Genomic DNA, 13,511 nt, shown 5'->3' with positions numbered 1-13,511 from the left:
ACGAAAAAATTCGTGCAACGCAATGAGTAACTACGAACAAAAATTTATTTGCCCTAAAACTAAAACAGCTTTGGTTTTGGCAGAAGACGGCAATACATTACATAATACTTCGACAGAAGAACCCATTTCTTATGAAATCAACGACATCGTTGACTTGACATATCCTAAGGAATTATTTGAGCAAGATCGTAAAGAACAATTAGCTTATAATGATGCTTATCAGCGTTATGATCGTGGTGTGACTTGGGTTTTTGAGTCATTGAATTCTGACGAAGCGACTGTTCGCCAAAAAATGACGAACCTTCTTGGTCTAAAGCCTGGAATGAAAGTCTTGGAAGTGGGTGCTGGTACAGGCAAAGATTCTGAGTTGATTATCAAGGCCATTGCACCTGGAGGTCAAGCATTTTTGTCGGATTTGTCTCCAAATATGTTACGTTTAGCAAAACAACGTCTTCAACCAGAAGGAGTAGATGTAAATTATTTTATTGCCAACGGTACGTATTTGCCTTTCGAAGACAATACTTTTGATGCAGTTTTCCACTTTGGAGGTATCAATACCTTCTCAGAGCGTAAAGAGGCGTTCGAAGAGTTTAATCGTGTGGTAAAAGTTGGTGGTCGTGTAGTAGTAGGTGACGAAAGCGTTGCGCCATGGTTGCGTGACCAATCAAGTTACCAAACGTTGATGTCTGCCAACCCAATGTTTGCAGATCAAGTACCTTTGGAAGACCTTCCTAAAAATATTGATAATTTTGAGTTACATTGGATTTTTGGTTTTGGATACTACGTATTGGCGTTTGAGAAAACTGACAAAACTCCAGAAGTAAATGTAAATCTTCAAATTCCAGGAAAAGATTTTGAAGATAACTGGAGAATTCGTGCAGAGAGAAACGCACAAAAGAAAGCGTAAAAAAGTGTTGAGTTTAGAGTTGGAGTTTGGAATTTTATTGTAGAAAATTTTGAGTTCACAACTCTCCGTTTATCATTCAAAATCAAAGTACTATGTGGGTTAAAAAAGGAGTAGTTTATAAACCAGATGGTTCGTTGGCGCATAGTCAATCGCACGCTCAAGTGCCATTTGCATACAAACACGAAGATTTTTTAAGAATATATTTCTCAACTAGAGATTCTCAAGGTCAATCACGTCCTACATTTATCGATGTTGAATATGATGACCCAACTCAGATTCGCTATATCCACGATAAGCCTATCTTAGAACTGGGTGGCCCTGGCGAATACGACGAAACAGGAGCTATGCCTTCTTGGTTTGTCGATATGCCTAATGGCGATATTTGGTTGTATTATACAGGTTGGAACCGTACGCATAACTCTTATCGCTTGTCGATGGGCTTGGCGATAAGTCATGACGGAGGATTGTCATTCAAGAAAATGTTTCGTGGACCAATCATGGATCGTTCGATTCATAATCCAATCTGGGCAGCTCAGCCTTCGGTAATGTATGACAACGGGGTTTGGAGAATGTGGCATATTTCAGGTCAAAAATGTGAGTATATTCACGGGTATCCAGAACCGTTCTATGACTGTCGTTATGCAGAATCAAAAGATGGTATTCACTGGACTTCAACTGGCGATGTAGTACTGGCTTTTGACGATTTTCTACATGCAGTTGGTCGTCCGAGTGTGTTCAAGGAAGATGGTATTTACAAAATGTATTACTCATATCGTCATACGGTTGACTATCGTACGAATCGTGATCAAAGTTATCGAATGGGTTATGCAGAGTCGTTAGATGGTATCAAATGGGAGCGTAAAGATAATTTAGTGGGTATTGCAAAATCTGAAAATCCAGCAGATTTTGACTACAACATGATAAATTATGCGCACTATTATGAACATAATGACAAAAAATATTTGTTGTACAATGGCAATGGCTTTGGTGCATCAGGTTTTGCCTATGCAGTTTCAGAAAAATAGTCACTCAGGCTTTTGATATTTGTCATAAAAATCCCAAATCCTGTACTATAATTTTGAGCCATTGTTGAACCCATTGCTAAGCAATTAGCCAAACATTTCACAAAGCTATGGCAGCCTCAAAAGAACAATTCAATAAAGACGGATTTTTGATTTTGAAAAACTTCTTTTCAAAAGAAGAAATCAATAAAATTTATACAGAAGCAAGACAGCTTTTTGCGATTCAAATCAAGCGTGTTCTAGGTATCGATGTGGATATTAATGACCGTGATACTTTCGAAAAAGCTATGTTTGATTATTTTCAGGCCGATTTCACTTCTTTTGTCAATACAGGTAAACAAGTACAACACTTGATTTCGATGCACCGTCTGGGTACAGACGAGCGTATTGTAAACCTATTGAAAGAAATTGGGTATGAGTTTCCGACCATTGCTGTTCGTCCTGCGATGCAATTCAATAGCCGATATCTATCAAAAGGTGGTAGTCACTGGAAATTGGGCGCTCACCAAGACTGGCGTACAGGTCAAGGATCTTTAGACAGCGTAGTTTTGTGGTTCCCATTAGTCGATTGCGATGCAGATTTGGGTGCATTACAAATCATTCCTGCAAGTCATACAGTTGGTTTGTTACAAGCTGATACTTCTGGCTATACAGGGTCTATTCAAGACGCATTACCTGAAGAAGATTATGTACAAACTTCCTTTGAAGTAGGCGATTTATTGATTTTCTCAGCATTCTTGGTACACCGTTCTGGCGATAATATCACACAAAACATTCGCTGGTCTATCCAATTGCGTTACAATAATATGGCTGAGCCAACTTTCCAAGAAAGAGGATTTCCAATGCCATATATTTACAAACCCGAAGAAAATTTGGTAACGCCAGATTTTCCTAAGAAAGAACAATTAGAGCAACTTTTTGCCTAACAATATTCCTTGTATCTTTGCAGACCTGTGAGCATCCCTCACAGGTCTTTTGTTTTTGAACAAAAGGTTTTATCGATTATTCTTTCCACTTAAGTAATAGAAATTAAATCAGTACTAGTTTTCGAAGAAGTTAATGTATTTTCTTCTTTTCTAGATATTGCTACCTAATACCCATTTCAATGATTAAAGTAAGCGTAATTGTCCATACATATAAGCACGAAAATTACATACGTCAAACGCTCGATAGCATTGTTAATCAGCAAGTTAATTTTGATTACGAAGTAATTGTCGGCGATGACGCATCGCCCGATAGCACTCCTGATATTATTAGAGAATATCAGCAAAAATATCCTCACTTAATCAAGCCATTGTTACATCCTGTAAACTTGGGTGGTTTTGGGAAAAACAATACAATGGCAACGCTTGCTGAAGCAAAAGGGCAGTATATTGCACCAATGGATGGCGATGATTATTGGACAAGTCCTCATAAATTACAAAAACAGGTTGATTTTTTGGATGCTAACCCTGACTTTGTCGCTTGTTTTCACAATGCTTTAATTCATTTTGAAGATGGTTCTCATCCTGATGAATATGTCAATACGCCTGATCAGAAGGTTGTTACAACGCTTGATGATTTAGTAGGCGAAGACGAGGTTTGGTATATGGCAACCTCGGCGGTGATGTTTCGTCATGGAATCATGAAAACTTACCCTCAGTGGTTTCATGAGTCTAAAAGTGGCGATATCCCAAGATATATTTTGCTCGGAAAACATGGTAAATTTTACTACATGAACGATGTCATGTCTGTTTATCGTAAAAATGGAGGAGGTATGAGTTTTACAGATGGTAAGCAGGATGCAGAATTTTTGTTCAATCGTATTGGTATGTATAAGGGTATAGATCAAGAATTAGACTATCGTTTTCATACAAGAGTACGCAAGAATATTGCTAGGTATTACTTGATGTTGGCAAATTCAATTCAATATGGTAACAACCCTATTTTATCACGTTACTACGCGTTGAAGTCACTGGTTCTTTCTAGACCAAATAAACCAGAGCATTTGAAAAAGGTAATAATGAGCTATGTGATTCCTCATAGCATCATGGGTATATATGCCAATGTAAAGTGGCAACTGATGAAAATAGTAGGAAAAGCTAATTAAATTTAATTATTTTCTCTTTTAAAAAAAGGCTAGAAATCACCTCTATCGTGATATTTCTAGCCTTTTTTGATTTTGGCTCTAAGGAATAAGGACTGACAATGATAGTTGGAATGAATAGGATTTTTACATTTATGAATAAATCTAATATAAAATAGAATTTTACCATGTTGTTTTATAATTATGATAAAATATAAATAAACTATCCAATGAAAACACAATCCTTAAAACTTCTCCTCTTACTTCTTGGTGTGAGTTTGGCTACCACTGCCCAAACAATTCATCCAGATATACTCAACAAGATATGGCCCGCCTATTGGATTGCAGCTCCGCAAACGGTTCCGCAAGCGTATGGTGTGTATCATTTTCGGAAAAACTTCGAGCTACCTCAACAACCTTCAGATTTTATTATTCATGTGTCGGCGGACAACCGATATAAGCTGTTTGTCAATGGTAACGTCATTTCGCAAGGACCTGCCAGAGGAGATTTATCTTACTGGAATTTCGAAACCGTAAATATTGCTCCTTATCTTAAAAAAGGTAAAAATACCATCGCTGCCATTGTGTGGAACGAAGGGAATTTTAGGGCAGAAGGACAAATTTCGCACCGCACCGCATTTGTGTTGACAGGCAATACCTCAGCCGAGAAGATTATAGATACCAATCCAACTTGGAAGAGCTTTTCGAATCAAGCCTATCAGCCATTGTCCAAAGGCGTTGGTCATCCTGCCTATTATGTGGCAGGTGCTGGTGAATTATTGGATTTCACTAAAACATTGCCATCCAACTGGAATTCAGAAAACTTTGACGATAATCAATGGGTTACTGCTGAACGAGTTGGCTGGAGAGGCGCTTGTCCCAAAGGAATATCAGATATTAATAACTGGATGTTAGTACCCTCTGCTTTGCCTGCAATGGAATATAAAAAACAATATTTCAGTGCAATTAGAAAAGTTGAAGGAGTGACACTTACGAACCCTAATCTTGAAAATGTATCTTGGGAAATACCTGCTATTACACATGTGAAAATCTTGCTTGATCAAGGTTTTTTGACCAATGCTTTTCCTAAAATTATTTTTCAAAAAGGAAAAGATACTAAAGTAGGTTTGACTTATGCCGAAGCATTGATGGATGCCGAAGCACTGAAGAAGAGACAGATTTTGAAAAATAATCGTAATGAAATTGAGGGTAAAATTATCGTAGGTCGAAAAGATAGCCTTTTACTTTCTGGAAAAGATTCTGAGGTATTCGAATCTTTGACTTACCGAACATTCAGATATGTCCAATTAGAGATTCAGACAGGAGCAGAGCCGCTTACTATAAAGGAAATATCAAGCACTTTTGTAGGATTTCCTTTTACCCAAAAAGCACAATTACAAAGTGCAACTATTGACTTTCAACCTTACTTGTCTATTGGTTGGCGTACAGCAAGGCTTTGTGCAGTAGATACTTATATGGATTGTCCGTATTATGAACAGCTACAATATATTGGCGACGCTCGTATCCAAGCGTTAGTGTCGTATTTCAATGCTGGTGATGATCGTTTGGCTCGCAATGCCTTGAATCAAATGGAACATTCTCGTATGGCAGAGGGAATTACCCTGAGCCGTCACCCTTCTTTTTCTCCCCAACAAATACCTACTTTTTCATTATGGTATATTGGTATGCTTCAGGATTATTTAAAATATCGTGGAGATGCCAATTTTATCAAAGAGAAATTGCAAGGTGTGAGAAACATCTTGTGGTTTTTTGAAAAATACCAAAATCCTGAAGGCTCATTGCGTAAGGTTCCTTACTGGATATTTACAGACTGGGTCGAAAACCGTAAAGGATGGAGTAACGGTGAAGCTCCTTATGGCAAAAATGGCTCTTCAGCTGTATTAGACTTGCAATTGCTTTGGGGGTATCAAGTGGCGGCCGACCTAGAAAGTCAGTTGGGCATGAAAGCTTATGCTGAGATGTATTCGCAGAAGGCTTTGCAATTGAAAAAAATGATTTTACAAAAATATTGGGATGCTTCAAAAGGGATATTGGCTGATACCGAGGATAAAGATGTATTTTCTCAACATGCTAATAGCCTTGGTATTTTGACAGAGGTAATTTCTCCAAATAATTATGCACAAGTAAGTAATAAACTTCTCAATGATAAATCTTTAGCTCCAGCCTCAATTTACTTTAAATACTATTTGCACCAAGCTTTGGTAAAAGCGGGAAAAGGGGATGAATATATTGCTTGGTTGAGCGATTGGAAACGTAATATAGAACTAGGGTTAACTACATGGGCAGAAATTTCAGAAATAGAACACGCTCGTTCAGACTGTCATGCTTGGGGGGCCAGTCCTAATATTGAATTTTATCGAGTGATATTAGGAATTGATTCTGACGCCCAAGGTTTTTCTAAAGTAAAAATAGAACCTCATTTGGGTAATTTAACTCAAATTAAAGGAGAAATGCCACATCCTCAAGGCAAAATAATTTGTGATTATTCTCAGATAGGAAATCAATGGAAAATACAGATAGAAAGTCCAGTCGAGGGTACTTTTGTTTGGAAAGGGAAAACGATGATTCTTAAAAAAGGACAAAATCAATTCAAGTTATAGTGCGCTTAAACAAGGGTTAGGAATACGTGAAATCAATGAAAAGTTAAAACCTTACCTCGTTAGATTTTCCTGACCCTATACGCTAGACCAAGACAGATTACCAAAAAATATTTTATATTTTTCAATAAAACCAAATTTTATTGTCGAAAAATAAACTATGAAATATCATTTACCTCCATTTTTAATTGCCTCACTCTTGAGCTTTAGTAGTTGGGCACAGCTTTCAGTTCAGAATTTAACAGTAGAAAATCTCTCCAATCCAATTGGAATTGATAGAGCGCAGCCACGCTTTAGTTGGCAACTCAATTCGGACAAACAAAATGTTAAGCAAACAGCCTACGAAATTAGTGTTCGTTCTGGAAAGAAATTGGTTTGGTCAACAGGCAAGATCTCTTCCGATAATTCTCTTAAAATTCCTTATGGTGGCGCAAATCTTGAGTCAGATAGTAAGTACACTTGGCAAGTAAAAGTGTGGGATAGCCAAACGAAAACTCCTGCCTTGGCAACCGCCAATTTTCAAACAGCCATGATGCGTCATGACGAATGGAAAGCGCAATGGATTAATTCGGGCATTGAGGCGGATTCAGTCAATGGAATTGTGCCACATTTAAGAAAAACTTTTGAGGTAAAAAAGCCCATTGCATCCGCAACAGTTTTTGTAACCTCCAGAGGTTTGTATGAAGCAAGTTTGAATGGTAAAAGAGTAGGCGATGCCTTTCTGACACCAGGCTGGACAAGTTATAATAAGCATTTGCAGTACCAGACTTATGATGTTACCAAACAATTGAGTACAGGAAAAAATGCTGTTGGTGTTACATTGGGGAGTGGCTGGTACAGAACGAAATTAGCTTGGGAAAATCATAAAAACCTATATGGAAAAGAAACCGCTTTATTATTTCAGTTACATATCAAATATGCCGATGGTTCAGAGGATTGGATAGTTTCTGATAATTCTTGGAAATCAACGACCAGTCATATTTTATTTTCTGAAATATATGATGGCGAGCGTCAGGATTTAAGAAAGGAAATTAAGGGTTGGGATTTAGCAAATTTTGATGATTCTAAATGGCAAAATGTAAAAGTAGCTTCATTTGCGACAGATTATTTGAATGCTTCCGTAAATGAGCCTATCAAAAAGCATGAAACATTTAAACCTGTCAAAGTACTGACTTCACCGAAAGGAGAAACAATTTTAGATTTTGGACAAAATGTAGTGGGGTGGGTAAAGTTTAAGATTTCGGGAAAAGCAGGTCAGATGATTAAGCTATATCATGTCGAAATGTTAGATAAACATGGCGTTCCATATTTTGAAAACCTACGTTCAGCCAAAGCACAGGCACATTATGTGTTGAGTGGCGAGCCGAATCAAACGATTGAGCCACATTTTACCTTTTTTGGATTTAGATATGTAAAAGTAGAAGGGGTAGAAGGTAAAATTAATCCCGAAGATTTTACGGCTGTTACCCTCTATTCTGACATGAAACCGCTGGGTAGTTTTGAGTGCTCAAATCCAATGGTGAACCAACTACAAAAAAATATTCAGTGGGGACAAAGAGGCAATTTCTTGGATGTTCCTACCGATTGCCCACAACGTGACGAACGCTTAGGTTGGACGGGTGATGCAGAGGTATTTTCAAGAACAGCAGCCTATAATTTTAATGTAAATCAATTTTTTGCTAAATGGCTCAAAGACGTAACTGCTGACCAAGAACCAGACGGCGCTATCCCATTTGTGATTCCTAATGTGTTGGGCAAGGTAACAGGAGCTGCGGGTTGGTCTGATGCTGGTATTATTATTCCTTACAACATGTATGTAGTTTATGGCGACAAACAAATCTTGCAAGACCAATATGCGAGCATGAAGGCATATTTGAACCATGTGAGAGGTTTAGCAAAAAATGACCTCTGGAATATGGGATTTCAATTTGCCGATTGGTTGTCGTATAGAGTTGATGATTCGAAAAGTGCTATCGGACAAAAATCAGCCGTGACAGATGTGTATTTGGTAGCTCAATGTTTTTATGCGTATAATATTGAGTTGATGATAAAAGCAGCTAAGGTATTGCAGAAAAATGAGGAGGTTGCAGACTATGAGGCTTTATTACAAAGAGTCAAAAAAGCATTTCAGCAAGAATTTATGACGGCTTCTGGAAGATTGATTTCAGAAACGCAAACCGCCTATATTTTGGCATTGCAGTTTGATATGTTACCAGAGTCACTGCGCCAAAACGCTGTAAATCGCCTTGTTGAAAATATCAAATCTTACGAGTATCATCTAACTACGGGCTTTTTAGGAACGCCATTTCTAAATCCTGTTTTGACACGTTATGGGCAAAATGATATAGCCTACAAACTACTTTTACAAGATACCTATCCTTCGTGGTTATATCCTATCAAGTCGCATGGTGCAACTACCATTTGGGAACGCTGGGATTCGATGAAACCAGATAGTACTTTCCAAGACCCTGGTATGACCTCTTTCAATCATTATGCCTATGGTGCCGTTGGCGATTGGATGTATCGCACCATTGCAGGAATAGATACCAAGGAAGCAGATGGAGCTGGCTATAAGTTGAGCGTTATCAAACCTGAACTAGGAGGAGGATTGACTTTTGCAAAAGGTAGTTATTTGACGCCTTATGGTAAAATTGCTTCCAACTGGAAAATAGAGGGGGATTTGCTGACCCTAGAAATAGAAGTACCAGCCAATACCGAATCAACAGTCTATTTCCCGACTTCGGATATAAGCTCTATAAAAAATAACGGAGTAGCTTTGACTGATTTGAAGCAAGATGGTAAATGGATTTCTAAAACCTTTGGTTCTGGAAAATATGCCTTTACTATGAAAATTAGATAATTAGGTGATTTGAAGATTTGGGGATTTGAAGATTTGAAAATGAAAAATGTCTAAAAATTCAGGAATGGGGAGATTTACAAAAGCAGATTAAAGCATTTCTAAATCTTCCCATTTTCAAATCCCTAAATTTTCAAATTCGCACATTTTCAAATTAAATTAAGTCTTTTGTTTCTTTTTCTTTGCTGCAGGAAACAAAACGTTATTCAAAATCAAACGATAACCTGCTGAGTTAGGGTGAAGATTCAAATCTGTAGGTTCTTCGTTGACAAAGTGCTGATAATCTTCAGGGTCGTGACCACCATAAAATGTCCAAAAGCCTTTCAAGAAAGTTCCATGAATATAACGAGCTTCATTTAGTGAGCGATTTTCCCCTAAAATCGTTACTTCTGGTTTAATCAATGATTTTTTGTAAGAAGTTGTTTGCCCCATAAAACCATGAATGGTTGTTTCATGATTTTGTGTCAACATCGTAGGAATAGGATCCCACTTCGCTGAAAATTGAAATAAGTTAAAATAGTCATTATCTTCTCTTACTGGACGCTCGTTGTTAGGATACGCCTCGATTGTAGAGAATTCGATTACCTGAGGATGATATACTAACCCAAAGTTTTGAAAGGCAAATGAATTGGCATAATTCAATTTTTTGTCAGCATTGGGGTCATAACCATCGCCATCATAAAAGGCGTCGACGATATCAAGCCCTTCGGCTGCCAAAGCGATATCATAGGTATCTGTTGCAGTACACATGGCAAACATATAGCCTCCTCCTGCAACAAAGTCTCTAATTTTTTTGACCACTCCTAATTTTAACTGAGATACTTTGCTAAAGCCATATTTCGCCGCATTTTTCTTATCCTCACGCAACTGCGCCTGATACCAAGGTTGACTACTCTGGTTCCAGAATTTACCCATTTGACCTGTAAAATCTTCATGGTGTAAGTGCAACCAGTCATATTCTGGTAGTTTGTTATTTAGCACATCCTCATCAAAAATTAAATCATAAGGAATTTCAGCGTAGGTCATTGCCAAGGTTACTGCATCGTCCCAAGGTTGGGCTGTTTTGGGAGAATAAACGGCAACTTTTGGAGGTTTTTGTAATTTTACAACATCCATATTGACATCAGGACTACTCAATTCTGTACGAATTTGAGCAGCATCACCATCCGAAATAACTTCATAGCTAATACCACGAATCACCAATTCGTTTTCAAACTTTTGTGCTTGCTGAACCATAAAAGCACCACCACGATAATTCAATAACCATTCAACTTCAGTTTCGTGGTTTTTCAAAACCCAATAGGCCAAGCCATAGGCTTTGAGGTGATTTTTTTGGGTATCATCCATCGGAATAAGGATGTACGAGGCCCATGCACGGGTGCAAAAAAGAAAAAATATGATAAACGGAAATATAAGGCGCTTCATTGGTTTGAGAATTTTGTCTGACAAGACCTAAATTTGTTACGTCATAAAACTATTATAGCCAAACTACTCCAGAGAAGTACAAAAAGCTACTAAGCGGATAAATACAGTTGATATTTCAACGAAAATGTTACCGTGGAATGTATATCTCTGCAAGGATTCCTTACCACAAATATAGTGCTAATCACCAAAGCACATAATATGATTCGTAAAGGAAGTTGTTTTGTACAGAATAATCTTTAACAAACATCGACATGATAAAGGATTGTTTTACAAAATTTTAGTTCAGAAAATAATAGTGACAAATTATCATTATTGCACAAAACTTAAATTTCAATTATATGAACTTTATTGAAAATATACGAGAAGCCCTACGTTCTATCAAAGGTAATATGCTGAGAACGGTCTTAACAGCGCTGATTATTGCCATAGGCATTACCTCTTTAGTGGGTATTTTGACAGCCATAGACGGGATTCAAAGCTCGGTAGATAATAGCTTTTCGGGATTGGGTGCCAACTCATTCGATATTCGCAATAGAGATGTTTTTAGAATTAGAAAAGAAGGAGAAAAAGAACGTAATTATCCACCCATCAACTACCGTCAGGCAAAAATGTATAAAGCATTGTTTGGCAAGCAGGCTATTATTGGGATGAAGACCAACGTTACATTCAATTCAGAAATTAAACACGAATCAAAAAAGACAAATCCTAACTCCAGAATTATCGGTACTGACGAAAATTACTTGGATATGAAAGGATATAAAATTGCGAGTGGTCGTGATTTTTCAAGTAGTGATTTGGAGCGTGCGGCCAATGTTTGTATTGTTGGAGTAGATGTAATTAGTCAACTTTTTGAAAAAAATAGTAACCCACTAAATCAAGAAATTACGATTTCTGGTGGAAAATATAAAATTGTAGGTTTACTAGAGAAAAAAGGAAGTTTTATGGGTGGGGGTGACGACCGTGTAGTTTTTGTGCCACTCGAAACGGGTCGCAAACTGTCGCAAGGACGTAATCTGACATTTGATATTGTGACTTCTGCTCCTAATATCAAAGATGTTGAAAATATTATGGAGGAAGCTCGTGGAGCCATGCGTATCGTTCGTCAGGATGAGTTAGGTAGAGAAGATTCTTTCAGTATCGAACGTTCAGATTCATTGGTAAAACAATCAGAAAGTATAACAGGTGTATTACGAATAGGAGGGTTTGGTATCGGATTTATTACCTTACTTGGTGCGGCAATTGCCTTGATGAACATTATGATGGTGTCGGTAACTGAACGTACAAGAGAAATCGGTATCAGAAAATCATTAGGGGCAACACCAAGAGTAATTCGTTTACAATTTTTGATTGAAGCAATTGTGATATGTGTTTTGGGAGGTTTGGCAGGTTTGATTTTGGCTATCCCAATCGGAAACGTAATTGCTAGCGGTATCATGTCTGGAACATCAAGTTTTATTGTTCCTTGGTTGTGGATGTTCCTCGGTATCGCTGTCTGTGTCTTCGTAGGAATCCTTTCAGGTTTTTACCCAGCTAGTAAAGCCTCGAAATTAGATCCTATTGAATCTTTGAGATATGAATAAAATGAACCAGCCATACAAGCACTTTTTTGAAACACGTATAAATGTAAAATTATTTAAAAAAATAATGGTTTTATAAAGGCTATAGTAATCAGAAGATTATGGTAGATGTTACGAAAAAGTTTTATTTTTTTTAAATTTTGCGTTTGCACAGTAAATTTTAATCCTCTAAATTTGCATCACAATCACACAGAAAATGATGTGAATTGAGCCCAGATGGCGGAATTGGTAGACGCGTTGGTCTCAAACACCAATGCCTTCATTGGCATGCCGGTTCGACTCCGGCTCTGGGTACCAAACGGAACAAAGCAATTTGTTCCGTTTTTTGTTTTTAGCTGTTATTGGTTTAATTCTTTCTTAATGATACTCGTTATTTCTTCGGAATGAGTAATTATCATAAAATGCCCACCATTTTCTATCCCATATTTTAACATAGCAATAGATGAAATCTCTGTAGGTTTCAGTAGCAGCCTGTCTTTAGTACCATGCAAATGAACAACCTCTGTGTTTACCTCAGTATTTTTCCATTGTGTAATTTGTCAAACCGCCCAAATGAGAAAATGATAGTCTGTATCGGCTAAAATTTGACTTAATAGTATTTTTTCATGTCGTCTAGTAATGCCAAATAGCCAAAATGTTACAGGGTTAGCTTTGAGAATGAAGCTTTTGGGAAGAATTTTGATAATTTTGCTCCAGTCCCATAGTCGAAATAACCAAGGAATTTGTCTAAAATAAGAGGCAGAAGAAATTAAAATGAGTTTTTGGATGGGAATATATTTAGCAATTTCAATAGCTACCATACCTCCAAATGAAAGCCCAATAAGGATAGAATTTGGCTCTATTCGAGCTGATAAACGCTGAGCATAATCAGAAATACCTTCATGATTACGAGGAGGAATCCATTCAACTAACTGTGGCTGGTACTCTTTCAAATCAATGTTATTGAATACTCTACCATCAACTCCTAATCCACTGAGGAGGTAAACTTTTCTATTCTTCATGACCGTTTAATCAATTTAAACATTCCTTCTAAATCCAAA

General features: G+C 37.4%; 9 protein-coding genes and 1 tRNA gene. 8 read left to right on the top strand and 2 right to left on the bottom strand.

Features of this window, described 5'->3' with window-relative positions; genetic code table 11:
• Positions 1 to 22 precede the first annotated feature (22 nt).
• The 6 genes from GVN22_RS13225 to GVN22_RS13200 all read left to right on the top strand — a co-directional run bounded on the left by GVN22_RS13225 (position 23) and on the right by GVN22_RS13200 (position 9,472).
• Complete coding sequence (locus GVN22_RS13225; RefSeq protein WP_166551502.1) at positions 23 to 907, top strand: class I SAM-dependent methyltransferase; 885 nt, start codon at positions 23 to 25, stop codon at positions 905 to 907.
• A gap of 92 nt (positions 908 to 999) precedes the next feature.
• Positions 1,000 to 1,932 (top strand): hypothetical protein, encoded by a 933-nt coding sequence (locus tag GVN22_RS13220; protein WP_166551501.1) that lies wholly within the window; start codon positions 1,000 to 1,002, stop codon positions 1,930 to 1,932.
• 107 nt (positions 1,933 to 2,039) lie between these two features.
• A complete protein-coding gene (locus GVN22_RS13215; RefSeq protein ID WP_166551500.1) occupies positions 2,040 to 2,855 on the top strand; it encodes a phytanoyl-CoA dioxygenase family protein in 816 nt (271 codons plus the stop codon).
• A 179-nt stretch (positions 2,856 to 3,034) separates the two neighbouring features.
• A complete protein-coding gene (locus tag GVN22_RS13210; protein WP_166551499.1) occupies positions 3,035 to 4,018 on the top strand; it encodes a glycosyltransferase family 2 protein in 984 nt (327 codons plus the stop codon).
• Between the two features lie 206 nt (positions 4,019 to 4,224).
• Positions 4,225 to 6,615, top strand: coding sequence for a family 78 glycoside hydrolase catalytic domain (locus tag GVN22_RS13205; RefSeq protein ID WP_166551498.1), 2,391 nt, complete (start codon positions 4,225 to 4,227; stop codon positions 6,613 to 6,615).
• A 157-nt stretch (positions 6,616 to 6,772) separates the two neighbouring features.
• Positions 6,773 to 9,472 (top strand): alpha-L-rhamnosidase, encoded by a 2,700-nt coding sequence (locus GVN22_RS13200; protein WP_166551497.1) that lies wholly within the window; start codon positions 6,773 to 6,775, stop codon positions 9,470 to 9,472.
• A gap of 156 nt (positions 9,473 to 9,628) precedes the next feature.
• Here GVN22_RS13200 and GVN22_RS13195 read toward each other — a convergent pair whose 3' ends face one another.
• Positions 9,629 to 10,894: an asparagine synthetase B gene (locus GVN22_RS13195; RefSeq protein WP_166551496.1), complete on the bottom strand. Its 1,266-nt coding sequence runs from the start codon at positions 10,892 to 10,894 to the stop codon at positions 9,629 to 9,631.
• A gap of 338 nt (positions 10,895 to 11,232) precedes the next feature.
• Here GVN22_RS13195 and GVN22_RS13190 point away from each other — a divergent pair, with 338 nt between their 5' ends.
• Together GVN22_RS13190 and GVN22_RS13185 are read left to right on the top strand one after the other, a co-directional pair.
• Positions 11,233 to 12,474, top strand: a complete 1,242-nt coding sequence (locus GVN22_RS13190; protein ID WP_166551495.1) for an ABC transporter permease — start codon at positions 11,233 to 11,235, stop codon at positions 12,472 to 12,474.
• 207 nt (positions 12,475 to 12,681) lie between these two features.
• A tRNA-Leu gene (locus GVN22_RS13185) sits at positions 12,682 to 12,768 on the top strand.
• A gap of 242 nt (positions 12,769 to 13,010) precedes the next feature.
• Here the strand turns inward: GVN22_RS13185 and GVN22_RS13180 are convergent.
• The gene (locus GVN22_RS13180) at positions 13,011 to 13,472 is read right to left on the bottom strand and encodes an alpha/beta hydrolase (RefSeq protein ID WP_166551494.1); all 462 of its coding nucleotides are present in this window, start codon (positions 13,470 to 13,472) and stop codon (positions 13,011 to 13,013) included.
• Positions 13,473 to 13,511 lie beyond the last annotated feature (39 nt).

Source organism: Cellulophaga sp. BC115SP (genome assembly GCF_009905545.1).
Taxonomy (GTDB): domain Bacteria; phylum Bacteroidota; class Bacteroidia; order Cytophagales; family Spirosomataceae; genus Flectobacillus; species Flectobacillus rivi.
The sequence above is the reverse complement of the archived record's forward strand: the minus strand, read 5'-3'. Positions and strand labels throughout refer to the sequence as shown.

What these genes read in the sequence shown, in the direction of transcription:
- GVN22_RS13220 (WP_166551501.1), top strand. Translation starts at nt 1,000, where the DNA reads ATGTGGGTTAAAAAAGGAGTAGTTTATAAACCAGATGGTTCGTTGGCG.
- GVN22_RS13215 (WP_166551500.1), top strand. Translation starts at nt 2,040, where the DNA reads ATGGCAGCCTCAAAAGAACAATTCAATAAAGACGGATTTTTGATTTTG.
- GVN22_RS13225 (WP_166551502.1), top strand. Translation starts at nt 23, where the DNA reads ATGAGTAACTACGAACAAAAATTTATTTGCCCTAAAACTAAAACAGCT.
- GVN22_RS13210 (WP_166551499.1), top strand. Translation starts at nt 3,035, where the DNA reads ATGATTAAAGTAAGCGTAATTGTCCATACATATAAGCACGAAAATTAC.
- GVN22_RS13190 (WP_166551495.1), top strand. Translation starts at nt 11,233, where the DNA reads ATGAACTTTATTGAAAATATACGAGAAGCCCTACGTTCTATCAAAGGT.
- GVN22_RS13180 (WP_166551494.1), bottom strand. Translation starts at nt 13,472, where the DNA reads ATGAAGAATAGAAAAGTTTACCTCCTCAGTGGATTAGGAGTTGATGGT.
- GVN22_RS13205 (WP_166551498.1), top strand. Translation starts at nt 4,225, where the DNA reads ATGAAAACACAATCCTTAAAACTTCTCCTCTTACTTCTTGGTGTGAGT.
- GVN22_RS13200 (WP_166551497.1), top strand. Translation starts at nt 6,773, where the DNA reads ATGAAATATCATTTACCTCCATTTTTAATTGCCTCACTCTTGAGCTTT.
- GVN22_RS13195 (WP_166551496.1), bottom strand. Translation starts at nt 10,894, where the DNA reads ATGAAGCGCCTTATATTTCCGTTTATCATATTTTTTCTTTTTTGCACC.